Source organism: Streptomyces sp. NPDC037389 (assembly GCF_040636475.1).
In the GTDB taxonomy this organism is placed as follows: Bacteria; Actinomycetota; Actinomycetes; order Streptomycetales; family Streptomycetaceae; genus Streptomyces; species Streptomyces hesseae.
Genome location: NZ_JBEZUS010000001.1, coordinates 125,894 through 142,126, shown reverse-complemented (window position 1 = coordinate 142,126; position 16,233 = coordinate 125,894). Strand labels below are relative to the sequence as shown.

Below are 16,233 nucleotides of genomic sequence, written 5' to 3'. Positions count from 1 at the left end.
ACCGAGAGGAACGGGGCCGGGCCTCGGACTCAGACCTTGCTCTTGTACCCCCGGCCCCACTGGAGGCCCCACCCGTACAGCCGGTCGAGCTCGGACTGGAAGCCGTAGACGTACTTCATCTCGCGCCGCACGAGGATCTCGCCCTTGATGTTCTCGATCAGCACCACGGCGCAGGACCGGGCCTCCGGGGCCCGCTCGTGCAGCGAGACCTCCAGCCGGGGGCCGTTGCCCGGGTAGAGGGTCACCATCGCGTGGGTACGGTCGAACGCGGGTGTGCCGTCATAGATGTAGACGAAGATCAGCAGGCGTTTGAACTGATCGCGGTGGTCCATGTTGATGTAGATCGTCTCGCCCGACCCCGACCCGAAACGGTCGTCACCGCTGAGCTGAATATACGGCGGGGCGTTGATGCTGCCCAGTATGTTGCCGAGCGGCTGGACTACGCCCTTCGCCCCGTCCTGGAGCTCGTACATACAGGCGAGGTCGAGGTCGACGTTGACCATCGCCTGGCCCTGGGCCTGGACCACGTCGGGGGTGAACTTCCGCAGCGGATGGCGCAGCGAGGCGGCGAGGGAGGAGCCCCGGTCGTCGAAGTCCGAGGTCCGCATCCGCCAGGACAGGTTGACCCGCAGATTGCCGGTGACGGCACCCTGCTTGGTCAGTGAAAACGTGGGATGGCGCTTGGTCAGCTCGACCGCGCCGTTGGTGCCGCTCGCGTCGAACTGACGCGTGGCGGCGTATCCCCAGTTGCCGAAGAACTTCTCCCTGATCATTGCCGAGCACCCCCACTTTGAGCACACATGCCACGGGGCGGCCCGAGGATGATCCTCGTGACCGCCCCGGTGAGAGCGTTCCTCAAATGTGCCGCTGTCACACCCCGGAGGAGACCTCGGCCTTTGAACCCGAGCCGTCGCCCGTGGCCGCCTCCCGGCGGTTGCGGACCACGGAGGACAGGAACGACAGGCCGATCAGGACCACGCCGATCGAGCCGGTGATGACCTCGTTGATCTCGTACTTGATGGTGATCAGCAGGATCACGGCCAGGGCGCCGATGGCGTAGTGGGCGCCGTGCTCCAGGTAGACGTAGTCGTCCAGGGTGCCCTTGCGGACGAGGAAGACCGTGAGCGAACGGATGTACATCGCGCCGATGCCCAGACCGAGGGCCATCTCGAAGATGTCGTTGGTGATGGCGAAGGCGCCGATGACACCGTCGAAGGAGAAGGAGGCGTCGATGACCTCAAGGTAGAGGAACATGAAGAAGGCGGCCTTGCCGGCCAGCCCGACGACCGACGGGCCCTTGTCCTGCTTCGCGGGCGCGGCGTCCCGGACGCCGTCCTCGGCCTCCTCTTCCTCGGCCGACTCCAGGCGGTCCTCGAAGAAGCCGGAGATGCCGCCGACGATCAGATAGGTCACCAGGCCGCCGATGCCGGCCAGCAGCACGGTGGCCGCCTTGTCGACCGTTCCCTCGCCGCCGTGGACGGGGACGGTGGTGGCGACGGTGGTCGCGGCGATCAGCAGCACGACCAGGGCGACGACGGTGGAGAGGGTCTCCAGCTTGCCCAGCCGGGCCAGCGGCTTCTCCAGCCAGTTCAGCCACTTGATGTCCCGGTCCTCGAGGATGAAGTCCAGGAAGATCATCAGCAGGAACATTCCGCCGAAGGCGGCGATGGCCGGGTGGGCGCTGGTGACCAGCTGCTCATAGCGGTCGTGGTCCTGGATGGCGACCTTGACCGCTTCGATCGGCCCCAGTTTGGCGGTGATCGCGACGATCACGACCGGGAAGACGAGCCTCATGCCGAAGACGGCGATGAGGATGCCCACGGTCAGGAAGATCCGCTGCCAGAACGGGTTCATCTTCCGGAGGATTCCGGCGTTGATCACCGCATTGTCGAACGAGAGCGAGATCTCCAGGACGGAGAGGATCGCGACGATCGCCAGCCCCTGCCATCCCCAGAGAACGCCTGCCAAGGCCAGTCCGGCCGCCGTGATGGCGAACGACCAACCAAAGGTTTTCAGGAGCACTGGCCACCCAATCCTTCGTTGTCCGGGTCTCCGCGCGGACGCGGCTTTACGAAACGTTGACCCCGAAGTCTAGGGCGATACCCCGAAGGCCCGACGCGTACCCCTGGCCCACGGCCCTGAACTTCCACTCGCCGCCATAGCGGTAGACCTCGCCGAAGATCATCGCGGTCTCGCCGGCGGCGTCCTCGCTGAGGTCGTAGCGGGCCAGCTCGGAGCCGTCGGCCTGGTTGACCACGCGGATGTAGGCGTTGCTGACCTGCCCGAAGCTCTGACCGCGCACATCGGCCTCGTGGATGGAGACCGGGAAGACGATCTTGTCGCAGGTGACCGGCACCTTGGTGAGGTCGACGAGGATGGACTCGTCGTCGCCCTCGCCCTCACCGGTGAGATTGTCACCCGTGTGTTCGACGGAGCCGTCGGGGCTCTTGAGGTTGTTGTAGAAGACGAAGTACTCGTCGCCCAGCACCCGGCCCGCGGAGCACAGCAGCGCGCTGGCGTCCAGGTCGAAGGGGGCTCCGGTGGTGGAGCGCGCGTCCCAGCCGAGGCCGATGGTGACGTTGGTGAGATTCGGCGCGGCCTTGGAGAGGGAGACATTGCCTCCCTTGGCGAGCGTGACACCCATGGTCTTTTCCTCCCCGAGTTGTGGTGCTGCCCGGCGGCGGCCCGTTGCTCGCCGGCCGGAGCGGTGTGCCGCCGGTGCGCGTCCGGCGCCGCACCCCCGGCGAAAGGCGGGGCTGCGGCGCCGGACGGGCGGCTCGGACGCGAAACGTCAGACGTTGACGCCGAAGTCCTGGGCGATGCCGCGCAGACCCGAGGCGTAGCCCTGGCCGATGGCCCGGAACTTCCACTCGGCACCGTTGCGGTAGAGCTCACCGAAGACCATGGCGGTCTCGGTCGAGGCGTCCTCGCTGAGGTCGTAGCGGGCCAGCTCGGTGTTGTCGGCCTGGTTCAGCACGCGGATGTAGGCGTTGCGCACCTGGCCGAAGCTCTGCTGGCGGGTCTCGGCGTCATAGATGGAGACCGGGAAGACGATCTTGTGAACGTCCGCCGGGACACCGGCCAGATTGACCTTGATGACCTCGTCGTCGCCCTCGCCCTCACCGGTGAGGTTGTCACCCTGGTGCTCGACGGAGCCGTCGGGGCTCTTGAGGTTGTTGAAGAAGACGAAGTTCTGGTCGTTGGCGACCTTGCCCTGGTCATTGGTGAGCAGGGCGCTGGCGTCCAGGTCGAAGTCCGTGCCGGTGGTGGTCCGGGCGTCCCAGCCGAGACCGACGACCACGGCCGTCAGGTTCGGGGCCGCCTTGGTCAGGGAGACGTTGCCGCCCTTGCTGAGACTGACTCCCACGAGTCCTCCATTGGTTCGGGGGGCCAGGCGATTCCCGCGCCCCCGGTTGTTCGATGGCACCCGATCAACGGTTTGATCCTAGTGACCGGTTCCCACCGTAAACAGGCTCTTGCGCTTCAGACGCCCGGGACACCTGTAGGGGTTGCCCCGGGCGGCTCGGAAACATGCTCGAACGGCGGTCTCAGAGCGCGGCGAGAGCCTTGGTGTACTCGTTCAGGTCACGCGCGTCGGGCAGGCCGTTGACGATCGTCCAGCGGACGACGCCCTCCTTGTCGATGATGAAGGTGCCGCGCAGCGCGCAACCCTTCTCCTCGTCGAAGACGCCGTAGGCGCGGCTGGTCTCGCCGTGCGGCCAGAAGTCGGACAGCAGCGGGTAGTCCAGGCCCTCCTGCTCGGCGAAGACGCGCAGGCTGAAGGGGGCGTCGTTGGAGACGGCCAGCAGCTGCACCTCGTCGTTGGCGAAGGTGGGCAGGTTGTCGCGCAGGGCGCACAGCTCGCCGGTGCACACGCCGGTGAAGGCGAAGGGGTAGAAGAGCAGCACGACGTTCTTCTCACCGCGGAAGTCGGAGAGCCGGACGGTCTCACCGTGCTGGTTCTTCAGCGCGAAGTCGGGCGCCTTGTCGCCTGCGGCGATAGCCATGGGGGTAACACCTCTCTGGTGACGGAGCCTGTCGGCGGGCCCAGTCTGTCACTGCCGTCACGGCCGTCACGCGGCGGGTGATCCCCGCGTCCGGATGCCGTCCGGATACCGCCGGTGCGGGTTCGCCCCGCGCGAACAGGGCGCGAACGCGCGAGCCCCCGGCGACAGCTGTCGCCGGGGGCTCCGAGGCGTCCGGTGTGCCGGGTCCGGGTGGACTAACGGCGGACGCTCCTGGCGCCCTTCGGGGTGGCCAGACGGCTGCCGTTCCAGTCCTTGCCCACGCTGATGGACTTGGTCTGGGAGAGGCCGGCGGTCTGCACGGCCTCGTTGATCTCGCTCGGCTCGATGTAGCCGTCACGGCCCGTCTTGGGGGTCAGGAGGCAGATCATGCCGTCCTCCTCCAAGCAGCCGATGGCATCCACCAGCGCGTCTGTGAGGTCGCCGTCCTCATCGCGGAACCACAGCAGGACGGCATCGGCGACGTCGTCGTAATCCTCGTCGACGAGCTCCGTGCCGGCATGCTCTTCGATGGCCTCACGGAGATCCTGATCGGTGTCCTCGTCGTAACCGATCTCCTGGACCACCTGTCCGGGCTGGAAACCCAGCCTCACGGCCAGGGTCCGCTCCTCCGCGTGGTCCGCGGTCGCGCTCACGGATTGCCTCCTGTCATGTTTCGAGAAATTGTCTTGTGTTCCTCGCGTACGCGAGGCATTGGGCGTAGTCCACACGTGCCGGACCGATCGCGCAAGTACCCGGCCGCCAGGCCCGCCGAAACGTTGACGGACGCGGACGTCTTATGGCAACTCCAACCATGAGGCAACAAGCGCGAGTGATTCACACCACAGCGTTCTGCCGGGTTTGCGAAGTTACTCCTTGCGATGACCGGGGTCGAGCCCGAACGGCCGTACGCGAGCGACTCCCAATGGGAGCGTATGGTTGCGATTTGGCCGCCCCAGGCGACCAACCCTCGACGATTCGTCTCATGTGCGGTGGTTACCGCCCAGTAGAGATGACGTTTGCGCCGCCGAGGTCCACGATGGGAGCCGGCGCGACATATAAGCAAAGACAGTGTTGACCCCGTGCGCAGCATCCCGTGCGCGCAGAGCACGACACGACCGAACAGCGAAGGAACAGCGTGGCTTCCGGATCCGATCGCAACCCGATCATCATTGGCGGTCTGCCCAGCCAGGTCCCGGACTTCGATCCCGAAGAGACCCAGGAATGGCTCGACTCGCTCGACGCTGCCGTCGACGAGCGGGGCCGGGAACGTGCCCGCTACCTCATGCTTCGCCTGATCGAGCGGGCGCGTGAGAAGCGTGTCGCCGTGCCCGAGATGCGCAGCACGGACTACGTCAACACCATCGCGACCAAGGACGAGCCGTTCTTCCCCGGCAACGAGGAGATCGAGCGCAAGGTCCTCAACGCGACCCGCTGGAACGCGGCCGTCATGGTCTCCCGCGCCCAGCGCCCGGGCATCGGCGTCGGCGGCCACATCGCCACCTTCGCCTCCTCCGCCTCGCTCTACGACGTGGGCTTCAACCACTTCTTCCGCGGCAAGGACGGCGGCGACGGCGGCGACCAGATCTTCTTCCAGGGCCACGCCTCCCCCGGTGTCTACGCCCGTGCCTTCCTGCTGGACCGACTGTCCGAGCAGCAGCTCGACGCGTTCCGCCAGGAGAAGTCGAAGGCCCCCTACGGCCTGTCGTCGTACCCGCACCCGCGTCTGATGCCGGACTTCTGGGAGTTCCCGACCGTCTCGATGGGCCTCGGCCCCCTCGGCGCGATCTACCAGGCCCGGATGAACCGCTACATGGAGGCGCGCGGCATCGCCGACACCTCCAAGTCCCACGTTTGGGCGTTCCTGGGCGACGGCGAGATGGACGAGCCCGAGTCGCTCGGCCAGCTGTCCCTGGCCGCCCGTGAGGGCCTGGACAACCTGACCTTCGTCGTCAACTGCAACCTCCAGCGCCTCGACGGCCCGGTCCGCGGCAACGGCAAGATCATGCAGGAGCTGGAGTCGCAGTTCCGCGGCGCCGGCTGGAACGTGATCAAGCTGGTGTGGGACCGCTCCTGGGACCCGCTGCTCGCCCAGGACCGTGACGGCATCCTGGTCAACAAGCTCAACAGCACCCCCGACGGCCAGTTCCAGACGTACGCCACCGAGACCGGCGCGTACATCCGTGAGCACTTCTTCGGCGACGACCAGCGTCTCCGCAAGATGGTCGAGGGCATGAGCGACGACCAGATCCTCCACCTGGGTCGCGGCGGCCACGACCACAAGAAGATCTTCGCGGCCTACGCGGCGGCCAAGGCCCACAAGGGCCAGCCGACCGTGATCCTCGCGCAGACGGTCAAGGGCTGGACGCTCGGCCCGAACTTCGAGGGCCGCAACGCGACCCACCAGATGAAGAAGCTCACGGTCGAGGACCTCAAGCGCTTCCGTGACCGTCTCCACATCCCGATCGCCGACAAGGAGCTGGAGTCCGGCCTGCCGCCGTACTACCACCCGGGTCGCGACTCGGAGGAGATCCAGTACATGCACGACCAGCGCAAGTCGCTGGGCGGCTACGTACCGTCGCGTGTGGACCGCTCCAAGCCGCTCGTCCTGCCGGGCGAGAAGGCCTACGCGCCCACCAAGAAGGGCTCCGGCCAGCAGTCGATCGCCACCACCATGGCCTTCGTCCGCCTGCTGAAGGACCTCATGCGGGACAAGGAGATCGGCAAGCGCTTCGTGCCGATCGCCCCCGACGAGTACCGCACCTTCGGCATGGACTCGCTGTTCCCGTCGGCGAAGATCTACAACCCGCTGGGCCAGCAGTACGAGGCCGTGGACCGCGAGCTGCTGCTCGCGTACAAGGAGTCCCCGACCGGTCAGATGCTGCACGACGGCATCTCCGAGGCGGGCTGCACCGCCTCGCTGATCGCCGCCGGTTCCGCGTACGCCACGCACGGCGAGCCGCTGATCCCGATCTACGTCTTCTACTCGATGTTCGGGTTCCAGCGCACGGGTGACCAGTTCTGGCAGATGGCCGACCAGCTGGCCCGCGGCTTCGTCCTCGGCGCCACCGCCGGTCGCACCACCCTGACCGGTGAGGGCCTCCAGCACGCCGACGGCCACTCGCACCTGCTGGCCTCGACCAACCCGGGCGTCGTCGCGTACGACCCGGCGTTCGGCTTCGAGATCGCCCACATCGTCCAGGACGGTCTCCGCCGGATGTACGGCGAGAACGCGGAGGACATCTTCTACTACCTCACCGTCTACAACGAGCCGATCCAGCACCCGGCCGAGCCGGAGAACGTGGACGCCGAGGGCATCCTCAAGGGTCTGTACCGGTTCAAGCAGGGTGAGGCGGGCGCCATCCCGGCGCAGATCATGGCCTCCGGTGTGGCCGTGCCGTGGGCGATCGAGGCCCAGCGCATCCTCGCCGAGGAGTGGAACGTCAAGGCGGACGTCTGGTCGGCGACCTCCTGGAACGAGCTGCGCCGCGACGCCATCGCCGTGGAGGAGCACAACCTGCTCCACCCGGAGGAGGACCAGCGCGTCCCGTACGTGACGAGCAAGCTCACCGGCGTCGAGGGCCCGAAGGTGGCCGTGTCCGACTGGATGCGCGCCGTCCCGGACCAGATCTCCCGCTGGGTCCCCGGCACGTACACCTCGCTGGGTGCCGACGGCTTCGGCTTCGCGGACACGCGTGGCGCGGCCCGTCGCTTCTTCCACATCGACGCGCAGTCGATCGTCCTGGCGGTGCTCACCGAGCTCGCCAAGGAGGGCAAGATCGACCGCTCGGCCCTGAAGCAGGCCATCGACCGCTACCAGCTCCTGGACGTGGCGGCGGCCGACCCGGGCGCCGCGGGCGGCGACGCGTAACGCATGAAGATTTGCCCCCGACCGGCTTCGCCGGCCGGGGGCAAATTTTTTTAGTGTTCCCACACCTTGTACGCCCGCACCACATACGGAGACTCCGGCGTCCACGTCCCCGACGGATACGTGTCGAACTCCCCCGTCTCCGCACACGTGGCGCTCTGATACGTGGTGACCGGGTGCCCTGTCCGGTTGGCCAGCGAAGCCCCCGTCACCCCGGCCGGCAGGGCCGTACAGCTCTCGATGTCGATGCCCGCCAGCTCACTGGCATGGACGGCCCCCCGATAGCCCGGCTTGGGCCAAAGACACAGCTGCCCCGCAGAGCAGGTGCCCGTAGCGGCCCGGGCCTGCGCGGCAGGCGCCCCCGCCAGGGCCAGAACGGCGGCGAGCCCGAGGACAACAGCACGCACCACAGAAATCACTCCCCCAGTCCGATGGTGGGAAAAGTCTCACGCTCCGTGATCGTCGCTGCCAAGGGCTGCCGCCCGCTCCCACCCTGATAGGGGGAAGGTCCCCCGGCACTCAGAGGTGCCCGGCCCCGGCCGAAGAGGCCCCCGCGTTCTCCCCCCGCTTGGTGAGCACCGCGACCAGCGCCGCCACGATCGCCACGCACCCGGCGACCCGGAATCCCACCTGCATCCCCGACACGAACGTGTCATGCGCGACGGTGGAGATCTTCTCCGCGTACTGCGGCGGCGTACCCGCCGGCACCGGGGCCACCCCGACCGAGACCGCGTCGGTGGCCCGGGCGAGCTGCTCGGGGGCGAGCCGGGGGAGTCCCGCCGCGGCCCACTTCTCCGGGAGCAGGTGCTCGACCCGGGACGCCATCACCGCGCCGAGGACGGCCGTGCCCAGTGAGCCGCCCACCTGCATGGCCGACTGCTGGAGCCCTCCGGCCACACCCGCGTGCCGCAGGGGCGCGTTGCCGACGAGCACCTCGGTCGCGCCGACCATGACCGGCGCGAGGCCCACGCCCATCAGCACGAACCACAGCGACATCGTGAGCGTGCCGGTGCCGGCGTCCAGCGTGGACAGCCCGAAGCAGGCCACGGCGGCGCTGATCATGCCCGCCATCAGCGGGATCCGCGGGCCGATGCGGGTGATGAGCGCGCCCGCCAACGGCGATCCGACGATCATCATCCCGGTCAGCGGCAGCAGATGCGTGCCCGCGTCCACCGGGGACATCCCGTGCACGTTCTGGAGATAGAAGGTCACGAAGAACAGCCCGCCGATGAAGGCGAAGGCCATCAGGACCATCAGGACCACCCCGGCGGACAGCGGCACGGAGCGGAACAGGCTCAGCGGGAGCAGCGGTTCGCGGCTGCGGGTCTGCCGGACGGCGAAGAGGAGGAAGGCGGTGGCCGAGGCGCTGAGGAAGATCACGGTCCGGGCGTCGCTCCAGGACCAGGCGGGCGCCTTGATCAGTGCCCAGATCAGGCAGAACATCGCGGCGGACAGCAGGACGATGCCCGGGATGTCGAAGGACCGGGGCGCGTCCTTGGCCCGGTGGCCCGCGAGGAAGACCGAGCCGAGCGCCAGCGCGAGGGCCCCGACGGGAACGTTGATGAAGAAGACGGACTGCCAGTTGACGTGCTCGACCAGCAGGCCGCCGACGATCGGGCCGCCGGCCGTGGAGGCGCCGACGACCATGCCCCACAGGCCGATGGCCATGTTGAGCTTCCCGGCCGGGAAGGTGGCGCGGATCAGGCCGAGCGCCGTCGGCATCAGCAGCGCGCCGCACAGGCCCTGGAGCACCCGGAGGGCGACGACGAGCGACACGCTGCCCGACAGGGCGATGAGTCCGGACGAGAGGGCGAATCCGGTGGTACCGATGAGGAAGACCTGCCGGTGACCGAAGCGGTCACCCAGTTTGCCCGCGGTGATCAGGGCGACGGCGAGGGCGAGGAGATAGGCATTGGTGATCCATTGGACGTCGGCGAGCGAGGCGCCCAGGTCCTTCTGGATGGCGGGATTGGCGATGGCGACGATCGTGCCGTCGAGCGCGACCATCATCACGCCGATCGCGACGGATAACAGGGTCAGCCAGGGATTGCCCCGTAAGCCGCTGCGGGGCTTCTGGTCCGGCGTCGCCTCGGCGACGGTGGTCCGAGTCATGCCACGAGTCATGCCACCGAGATTATGGCAGCCGCTGACAATCGACAATCAATGCCAGGAGGCGCAGTCTGTCATCTTGGCCACAACTATCCTGAGCAGCGGAAACGCACCGAGAAGAGGCGGCGATGCAGACGATCGAGAGCACCACGGGCCTGCGTGAGCGCAAGAAGCGCCGCACCCGCGAGACCCTCGTCCGGTGCGCCCAGGAGCTGTTCGCCCTCCGGGGGTACGAGGGCACGACGGTCGACGAGATCGCGGCCGCCGCGGACGTCTCGCAGCGCACCTTCTTCCGCTACTTCGCGGGCAAGGAGGACGTGGCCCTCGCCGTCCAGCGGACGATCGAGTCGCACATCTTCGCCGCCGTCCGCGCCCGCCCGGCGGCGGAGCCGCCGCTCACCGCGCTGCGCACGGCCGTCGTCGAGGGCTGGGACGGCATCGGGGAGGCCATCGAGTCGGTCGTCCCGCTGGAGCTCTACGTCCGGACGTACCGGATGATCCAGGAGACCCCGCAGCTGCTGGCGGCCCATCTGCGCCGGCTGGCCGAGCTGGAGGACCGGCTCACCGACGAGATCGCCCGCCGGGAGGGGCTGCCGGCGGAGGACCCCCGGCCGCGCATCCTGGTCGCGGCGTTCAGCGGGGTGATGCGCGAGGTGGGCAAGCGCTGGGGCGATCTGCTGGACGGGGACATGGAGGGGTTCCGGCAGCGTACGGCCGCTTATCTGGATCAGATCGGTCCCGCACTGGCGGAAAACTGGCGTTCTTGAGCCGTAGATGTACGAGTGCGCTCAATCACGGCCATTGAAACGTGAGATAGCTCACCGGCCCCCCGGACGCAAGCCGATTTCTCCTAGGGTGGTCGGCGGTGACTTCCTTCCCGGAGCTCGGCTCCTCCTCCATCCCTTGGACCAACGCCTCCACGGCCTGGCGCGCGACTCTGGCGCTGGCCGTGGTGTTCGTGATGCTGGCGACCACAGGCTGGACGGCGGTCAGAAGCCACAAGGGCGCGCCGGACCCCCGGGCCGTCTCGCTCAAGGCCTGGCGGCACGGCTCCGTGAACGGCCGGCCGCTGCCCTCCCCCGACGCGGAGCCCTCGGCGCTGTCCCGTTTCTTCACCGCGCTCACCGCTGACCAGCGCGAGCGGCTCGCCGACCGCTATCCGCTCGTCGTCGGCAACCTCGGCGGCGCCCCCACCGAGCTGCGCTACCGCGCCAACCGCGCCGCGCTCGCCCAGGCCCGTACGGTCGAGGAGCAGCGCACCCACGATGCCGGGCTGACCCCAGCGGGCCGCTATGAGGCCTCCCGCCGGATGCACCGCTTCGAGTCGCTGCTCGGTCCGGACCGGCAGATCATCGCCTTCGACCCCGCCGGGGACGGCCGGGTCGCGGAGGTCTTCGGCGACCTCGACACGGCGCGGCGGGTCTCCGTCGTCGTCCCGGGCGTCGACACCAATGTGCTGACCTTCGAGAAGACCCAGCGCGCCTACAGCGCCCCCGTCGGCATGGCCCGCTCCCTCTACGCCGCCGAGCGGAAGGCGAGCCCCGGCACCAGGACGGCCGTCATCGCCTGGGCCGACTACACCTCGCCCGTCGGCGTCGGGATGGACGCCGCCACCGGCAAGCTCGCGGCCGAGGGCGCGCTGCGGCTGCGCCGGCTCGTCACGGCCCTGCCCGGCGATTCGAAGGCCGCGCTGTTCTGCCACAGCTACGGCTCGGTGGTGTGCGGCGTCGCCGCCCGCGAGCTCTCCCCCCGGGTCACCGACGTGGCCGTGGCCGGCAGCCCCGGCATGCGCGCCCAGAGCGTCTCCGACCTGGACACCACCGCCCGGATATGGGCGATGCGCGACGCGGACGACTGGATCCAGGGCGTTCCCCACATGGAGGTCGGCGGCCTCGGCCACGGCGCCGACCCCGTCTCGGCGGGCTTCGGGGCGCGGGTGCTGTCCGCCGGCGACGCCCAGGGCCACACCGGCTATTTCGCGCCCGGCACCACCAGCCTCGCCAACTTCGCCGGGATCGGCATCGGAGTCCCCGCCTCCGTCCGGTGCGCGAGCGACAGCGGTGGCTGCGCGGACGGGCTGGGCCCGGACGCCGAGGCCACCGCGATGTGACGGGCTTGACGCGCGTAGCGCCACGAGGGGGGACGGGCGGGCGGGCGCCGCTTACGATGAGCGGCATGGGTGATGTGCTGGCCGGTTTCCACACCGTCTGGGAGTTCGGCACCGACTCCGTGCTCATCCGCTTCGAACGGGGGATCCGCACACCGAAGCTGCTCCAGGCGCTCGGCGAGCGACGCATTCCCTTCGAGGCGCTCGCGGCCGTCGAGCAGGCCCCGGGGAAGCACGGGACGGTGGTGCTGCGCGCCGTGCCCAGACCGGGCGCCGATCCGCTGATGGACGTGGCCGACGGCCGGCTCAAGGAGGGCAACGACCCCTACCGGCTGGTGCTCCCGGCCGAGCGCGAGCTGCTCGCCGAGTACTACGCCGAGCGGATACGCGACGGGCTCGGCCCCCTGGCCGCTGAGCCCGCCGAGCGCCACCTGGTGACCGCGCCGACGCCCCCGCTGACCTTCAAGGCCTACGACGGCAAGGCGTCCTTCGACGGCCGGGCCGTCTCCTTCCGCTGGTTCTGGACCGGCGCCTCCTCCACCAAGTGGAAGGCCGGCGACCAGCGTTTCCCCCTCGACGAGCTGACCGGTGTCGAGTGGCGCTCCCCCGAGGCCGCCGGCGGCCATCTGCGCCTGGTGCTGCGGGGGGACGACGGGGACCGGCGCCCCGACCCCGACCAGGACCCGGCGGCCGTGACCTTCGGCATGGGCTACGGGCTCGTCCACGAGTCCCTGCCGTTCGCGGCGGCCGTCCTCGCCGCCGTACGGGCCAAGGTGCCCGCCGCCCCCGGCCACCACCGCTCCGCCGCCCGGCCCGACCCCGCCGGCATCGCCGAGCGCATCCGGCACCTTGGCGAGCTCCACGAGGCGGGGCTGCTGACCGACCACGAGTTCAGCACGAAGAAGGCACAGCTGCTGGCGGAGCTCTAGGGCGGAGCTCCAGGGGCGGCCGGAGCACGTGATACCACGGTATGACCCGGCCCCCGGGGTCGGCACCGTGGTGTGACGCCCGGCGGCGGGCCCGCGATCTACGCTGGTCGGGCCATGTCCACCAAGACCTCGACCCCGCTCGCCCGGCTGCGTGAGACCTTCACCCCCGCCGGGCCGCCCACCCCGCTCTTCGGCCACTCCCCGCGCCGCTTCGTCCGGCGGCTGCCGTATGCCGTGGCGATCGTGTTCGTCGCCATCCTGCTGCCGGTCACGGTCATGTTCCTGGGCCAGGGCTACCACCTGAACCCCGACCTGGCGCTGGTGCTCGGCCTCTTCCAGGTGCTGCCGCTGCTGTTCGCCGTGCGGCGGCCGCTGCCGGCCTGGGGCGTCGCCTTCACCGCCCACACGGTCTGCGCGGCGGCCATCCTGGGCTTTCCGCCGGGCCCGAACCCCCAGCCCTGGCCGTGGACGCCCATGGGCATCATCGGCCAGCTGCTGCTCCTGCTCGCCGTCGGCCTGCGCGAGCGCAACCGCACCCTGGTCGCGGTGTGGACGCTGACGGGCGCGGTCAGCCTGGTCTTCCAGTCCATCGCCCCGGGGCGCAGCAACGGCTCCTGGGTGGCCCTGTTCGTCATCGGCGGGGTGCTGCTCGTCATCGGCGGCCTGCTGCGCGAACGCGCCGTCACCCAGCGGGCGCTGGCAGAGCAGGAGACCATCAGCGAGGCCGAACGGTCCCGCCGCACGCTGCTGGAGGAGCGCGCCCGGATCGCCCGTGAGCTGCACGACGTCGTCGCCCACCACATGTCCGTCATCACCGTGCAGGCGGACAGCGCCCCGTACCGCATCGAGGGCCTCCCGGACGCGGCCCGCGAGGAGTTCGGGTCGATCGCGGCCACGGCCCGGGAGTCGCTGACGGAGATGCGCCGGCTGCTGGGCGTGCTGCGCAGCGAGGACACCGCCGCCGGCCCCGGCGCGGCCGAGCGGGCCCCGCAGCCGGGGGCCGAGCGGATCCCGCAACTGGTCGAGGCGACGGTACGGGCGGGGGTGCCGGTGGAGCTGTCGATGCCCGAACTGCCCGCGCTCCCGCAGGCCGTGGACCTGTCCGCCTACCGCATCGTGCAGGAGGCCCTGGCCAATGTCGTCCGGCACGCCCCGGGCTCGGTCACCCGCGTCTCGGTCTCGCCGGACCCGGACGGGACGGGCCTGGTGGTCCTGGTCGTCAACGCGGCACCGGAGGAGGACACTCCGCCGCTGGAGACCGGTGACACCGGCCATGGTCTGGTCGGGATGCGGGAGCGGGTCCGGCTGGTGGGTGGCACGCTCGACACCGGCCCCCTGCCGGAGGGCGGCTTCCGGGTCGCGGCCCGGCTCCCGCTGCGTACAGAAGAGGAACCCCCCACCGCATGACCATCAAGGTGATCATCGTCGACGACCAGGCCATGGTGCGGGCGGGCTTCGCCGCACTGCTGGCCGCCCAGTCCGACATCGACGTCGTCGGCGACGCGGCGGACGGCCGGCAGGGCGTGGCCCTGAGCCGTTCCGCCCACCCGGACGTGGTGCTGATGGACGTCCGGATGCCGGAGATGGACGGCCTGGAGGCGGCCCGGCAGATCCTCGACCCTTCCCCTGCTTCGCGGGGAGGCCCCTATCCCGGAATTGCGCACCGGCCCAAGGTACTGATGCTGACGACCTTCGACGTCGACGACTACGTCTACGAGGCGCTGCGCGCGGGCGCCTCCGGCTTCCTCCTCAAGGACGCCCCGCCGGCCGACCTGATCTCGGCGGTCCGGGTGGTCGCCGCGGGCGAGGCGCTCCTGGCGCCCTCCGTCACCCGCCGGCTCATCGCGGACTTCGCCAAGCGCCCGGCCCCCCGCCGCCGCTCGGGCACGGCCCGCCCCGGCGGGCTGACGCCCCGGGAGACGGAGGTGCTGGAGCTGATCGCGCGGGGCCTGTCCAACCAGGAGATCGCGGACCGGCTGATCCTGGCCGAGCAGACGGTCAAGACCCACGTCGGGCGGGTCCTGGCGAAGCTGAACCTCCGGGACCGTGCGCAGGCGGTCATCTTCGCCTACGAATCGGGGCTGGTCACCCCGGGCGAGGGCTGACCGCCCCCCGGTACGGGTGGGAGCGCTCCCGAAACCGGGACGGGGAGGCGCCGGGCGCGCGACGATGCGGGGATGTCCGCCGACCTTCATCTCGCCCGGAGCGCCCCGCTGGTGCGGTGCAATCGCTGTCACAACGCCATGTGGTGGGATGTGACGCCGGGCCAGCAGCCGTCCTGGTACTGCTCGGTGTGCGCGCATCCGCCGGAGCGGGCGGTCAACGCGGCGGCCGTGCCGGCCGCCTGCCCGCAGGGGTGCCGCAGTCCGATCACGGAGCATCGGGGTGGGGAGCGGCGGTTCATTTGCCACTGACGGCCGGTGGGGGCTTGTCGCGCCCACACGGCGGCAGCCGCATATCGACACTGCCCCGCGCCCCTTCGGGGCGCTACCTCACCGTTGCCAGGACCAAACCTTCCGCGTCACCCGGGCCCTCCGCCAGCAAGCCGCCGTCCGGGCCCCATACCGCGCTCAGGCCGCAGGCGTCGTAGGGGCCCGCCGTGCCGACGTGGTTGGCGAGCAGGACGTGGAGGCCGTTGGAGCCGGCCAGGGCGGGGAAGATCTCCATCCGTTCGCGGGCGCCGCCTCCCCGGCCGTAGAGCGAGCTCGCCAGCAGCACGTCGCAGCCGTCGGCGGCTGCCCGGCACGCGAGGTCGGGGAAGTGGGCGTCGAAGCAGATGACGAGGCCGAAGGCGACCCCGGCCAGCGTGAAACGGCCGTCCTCCGTGCCCGCCCTGAAGCCCGCGGCGGTCTCCGTCTCCGTGACGTGGCGCTTGTCGTAGCGGGTGAGGAGCTCCCCGTCGGGGCCGTACACGAAGGTGCTGATCGTCGGGCCGGCCGGGGCGCGGCCGGCGCAGTTCACCGCCGCCGCGACGCCCGCCGTCCGGCAGGCCGCGCGCAGCGGGTCGAGCCGGGGGTCGTCCGGGGCCAGGGTCAGCCGGCCGGGGTCGCCGGTGATGGCGTCGAGCTCGTAGCCGGTGACGGCGAGTTCGGGGAAGACGACGAGGGCCGCGCCCCGCTCGCCCGCCTCGGCGACCAGGCCGGCCATGCGGGTCACGTTGGCAGCGACGTCGCACGGCCGGGCGGTGAACTGCGCTGCTGCGATGATCATGTGCAC

At 70.1% G+C, this 16,233-nt stretch carries 16 protein-coding genes; 6 read left to right on the top strand and 10 right to left on the bottom strand.

Features of this window, described 5'->3' with window-relative positions:
• Positions 1 to 29: 29 nt before the first annotated feature.
• The 6 genes from AB0E98_RS00680 to AB0E98_RS00655 all read right to left on the bottom strand — a co-directional run bounded on the left by AB0E98_RS00680 (position 30) and on the right by AB0E98_RS00655 (position 4,660).
• Complete coding sequence (locus tag AB0E98_RS00680) at positions 30 to 773, bottom strand: Tellurium resistance (RefSeq protein ID WP_361697067.1); 744 nt, start codon at positions 771 to 773, stop codon at positions 30 to 32.
• Between the two features lie 97 nt (positions 774 to 870).
• Positions 871 to 2,022, bottom strand: a complete 1,152-nt coding sequence (locus tag AB0E98_RS00675) for a DUF475 domain-containing protein (RefSeq protein WP_361697064.1) — start codon at positions 2,020 to 2,022, stop codon at positions 871 to 873.
• 46 nt (positions 2,023 to 2,068) lie between these two features.
• Positions 2,069 to 2,644 carry a TerD family protein gene (locus tag AB0E98_RS00670; RefSeq protein WP_189452058.1) on the bottom strand — a complete coding sequence of 192 codons (576 nt, stop codon included), beginning with the start codon at positions 2,642 to 2,644 and terminating at the stop codon, positions 2,069 to 2,071.
• Between the two features lie 147 nt (positions 2,645 to 2,791).
• Positions 2,792 to 3,367, bottom strand: a complete 576-nt coding sequence (locus AB0E98_RS00665) for a TerD family protein (RefSeq protein ID WP_361697062.1) — start codon at positions 3,365 to 3,367, stop codon at positions 2,792 to 2,794.
• Between the two features lie 181 nt (positions 3,368 to 3,548).
• A complete protein-coding gene (locus AB0E98_RS00660) occupies positions 3,549 to 4,007 on the bottom strand; it encodes a peroxiredoxin (protein ID WP_311613161.1) in 459 nt (152 codons plus the stop codon).
• Positions 4,008 to 4,222: 215 nt separating this feature from the next.
• Positions 4,223 to 4,660 carry a DUF3052 domain-containing protein gene (locus AB0E98_RS00655; RefSeq protein WP_361697060.1) on the bottom strand — a complete coding sequence of 146 codons (438 nt, stop codon included), beginning with the start codon at positions 4,658 to 4,660 and terminating at the stop codon, positions 4,223 to 4,225.
• Positions 4,661 to 5,142: 482 nt separating this feature from the next.
• Between AB0E98_RS00655 and aceE the strand changes: the two genes are divergently transcribed.
• On the top strand, positions 5,143 to 7,875 hold the full coding sequence (gene aceE / locus AB0E98_RS00650; protein WP_361697058.1) for a pyruvate dehydrogenase (acetyl-transferring), homodimeric type: 2,733 nt from the start codon (positions 5,143 to 5,145) through the stop codon (positions 7,873 to 7,875).
• 50 nt (positions 7,876 to 7,925) lie between these two features.
• Here the strand turns inward: aceE and AB0E98_RS00645 are convergent, their stop codons facing one another.
• Both AB0E98_RS00645 and AB0E98_RS00640 read right to left on the bottom strand, forming a co-directional pair.
• Positions 7,926 to 8,279, bottom strand: coding sequence for a peptidase inhibitor family I36 protein (locus AB0E98_RS00645; RefSeq protein WP_361697056.1), 354 nt, complete (start codon positions 8,277 to 8,279; stop codon positions 7,926 to 7,928).
• Between the two features lie 112 nt (positions 8,280 to 8,391).
• Positions 8,392 to 9,984 carry an MFS transporter gene (locus AB0E98_RS00640; protein WP_361697054.1) on the bottom strand — a complete coding sequence of 531 codons (1,593 nt, stop codon included), beginning with the start codon at positions 9,982 to 9,984 and terminating at the stop codon, positions 8,392 to 8,394.
• Positions 9,985 to 10,109: 125 nt separating this feature from the next.
• Between AB0E98_RS00640 and AB0E98_RS00635 the strand changes: the two genes are divergently transcribed.
• From AB0E98_RS00635 to AB0E98_RS00615, 5 genes are all read left to right on the top strand, one after another.
• Positions 10,110 to 10,748, top strand: coding sequence for a TetR family transcriptional regulator (locus tag AB0E98_RS00635; protein WP_361697052.1), 639 nt, complete (start codon positions 10,110 to 10,112; stop codon positions 10,746 to 10,748).
• A 98-nt stretch (positions 10,749 to 10,846) separates the two neighbouring features.
• A complete protein-coding gene (locus AB0E98_RS00630; RefSeq protein ID WP_361697050.1) occupies positions 10,847 to 12,091 on the top strand; it encodes an alpha/beta hydrolase in 1,245 nt (414 codons plus the stop codon).
• Positions 12,092 to 12,156: 65 nt separating this feature from the next.
• On the top strand, positions 12,157 to 13,017 hold the full coding sequence (locus AB0E98_RS00625) for a DUF4429 domain-containing protein (RefSeq protein WP_361697048.1): 861 nt from the start codon (positions 12,157 to 12,159) through the stop codon (positions 13,015 to 13,017).
• 114 nt (positions 13,018 to 13,131) lie between these two features.
• Positions 13,132 to 14,424 (top strand): sensor histidine kinase, encoded by a 1,293-nt coding sequence (locus AB0E98_RS00620; protein ID WP_361697046.1) that lies wholly within the window; start codon positions 13,132 to 13,134, stop codon positions 14,422 to 14,424.
• The gene (locus tag AB0E98_RS00615) at positions 14,421 to 15,122 is read left to right on the top strand and encodes a response regulator transcription factor (protein ID WP_361697044.1); all 702 of its coding nucleotides are present in this window, start codon (positions 14,421 to 14,423) and stop codon (positions 15,120 to 15,122) included. The genes AB0E98_RS00620 and AB0E98_RS00615 overlap by 4 nt, the downstream gene beginning before the upstream one ends.
• A gap of 128 nt (positions 15,123 to 15,250) precedes the next feature.
• On the opposite strand, the gene AB0E98_RS00610 is transcribed toward AB0E98_RS00615, so the two are convergent.
• Positions 15,251 to 15,391, bottom strand: coding sequence for a hypothetical protein (locus AB0E98_RS00610; protein WP_361697042.1), 141 nt, complete (start codon positions 15,389 to 15,391; stop codon positions 15,251 to 15,253).
• A gap of 113 nt (positions 15,392 to 15,504) precedes the next feature.
• On the bottom strand, positions 15,505 to 16,227 hold the full coding sequence (locus tag AB0E98_RS00605; RefSeq protein WP_361697040.1) for a carbon-nitrogen hydrolase family protein: 723 nt from the start codon (positions 16,225 to 16,227) through the stop codon (positions 15,505 to 15,507).
• Between the last annotated feature and the right edge of the window lie 6 nt (positions 16,228 to 16,233).

Coding starts and splice junctions, on each gene's coding strand:
- AB0E98_RS00680 (WP_361697067.1), bottom strand. CDS start 773: ATGATCAGGGAGAAGTTCTTCGGCAACTGGGGATACGCCGCCACGCGT.
- AB0E98_RS00670 (WP_189452058.1), bottom strand. CDS start 2,644: ATGGGTGTCACGCTCGCCAAGGGAGGCAATGTCTCCCTCTCCAAGGCC.
- AB0E98_RS00660 (WP_311613161.1), bottom strand. CDS start 4,007: ATGGCTATCGCCGCAGGCGACAAGGCGCCCGACTTCGCGCTGAAGAAC.
- AB0E98_RS00640 (WP_361697054.1), bottom strand. CDS start 9,984: ATGACTCGGACCACCGTCGCCGAGGCGACGCCGGACCAGAAGCCCCGC.
- AB0E98_RS00635 (WP_361697052.1), top strand. CDS start 10,110: ATGCAGACGATCGAGAGCACCACGGGCCTGCGTGAGCGCAAGAAGCGC.
- AB0E98_RS00625 (WP_361697048.1), top strand. CDS start 12,157: ATGGGTGATGTGCTGGCCGGTTTCCACACCGTCTGGGAGTTCGGCACC.
- AB0E98_RS00620 (WP_361697046.1), top strand. CDS start 13,132: ATGTCCACCAAGACCTCGACCCCGCTCGCCCGGCTGCGTGAGACCTTC.
- AB0E98_RS00615 (WP_361697044.1), top strand. CDS start 14,421: ATGACCATCAAGGTGATCATCGTCGACGACCAGGCCATGGTGCGGGCG.
- AB0E98_RS00605 (WP_361697040.1), bottom strand. CDS start 16,227: ATGATCATCGCAGCAGCGCAGTTCACCGCCCGGCCGTGCGACGTCGCT.